General features: G+C 74.4%; 1 protein-coding gene. It reads right to left on the reverse strand.

Features of this window, described 5'->3' with window-relative positions; all coding sequences use genetic code 11:
• Nucleotides 1-715, reverse strand: a 715-nt coding sequence (locus IEZ06_RS35930) for a polyketide synthase dehydratase domain-containing protein (RefSeq protein ID WP_189241127.1), incomplete at both ends; no start/stop codon positions are given.

Consider the following 715-nt stretch of genomic DNA (forward strand, 5'->3'; position numbering starts at 1 on the left):
CGCGACCGCACCGCGTTCGGGCAGCACCAGCGGCGCCTCCAGCGTCAGCTCCTCGACCGTGTCGCAGCCGACCTGGTCACCGGCCCGGATCGCCAGCTCCACGAACCCGGTGCCCGGCAGCAGCACGCTGCCCAACACGTCGTGGTCGGCGACCCATCGCTGGACGTCGGCGGAGAGGTGGCCGGTCAGCACGACTCCGCCGGACTCCGGTGATGCGAGGGCGGCGCCGAGCAGCGGGTGCTGAACGGTCTCCAGACCGGCGGAGGACACGTCGCCCGCGGTGCTCCCGGCCTCCAGCCAGTACCGCTTGCGCTGGAAGGCGTACGTGGGCAGCTCTTCCGACGGCATGCGGCGGTCGGGGAAGAAGGACTCCCAGTCCACGGCCACGCCGTACGCGTATGCCCGGCCCAAGCCGGTCAGCAGCGCCTCGGCCTCGCCCCGGCCCCGCCGCTGCAACCCCACCACCGCCTGCACGGCACCGGCACCGGCACCGGCACCGGCACCGGCACCGGCACCACCCGAGGCATCGACACCGTCCACGGAACCCGCACCGGCCCCGGCATCGGCGCCGTCCGCGGCCAGGACCTGGGCCGCCAACGCGGTCAGCACCGCGTCCGGACCCACCTCCACCCACCGTGACACACCCAGACCCGTCCGCGCCGCATCCACCGCGTCGGCGAACCGCACCGACCGCCGCACATGCTCCACCCAGTAC

Origin of the sequence: Planomonospora antibiotica (genome assembly GCF_014647955.1) — a bacterium.
In the GTDB taxonomy this organism is placed as follows: Bacteria; Actinomycetota; Actinomycetes; order Streptosporangiales; family Streptosporangiaceae; genus Planomonospora; species Planomonospora parontospora.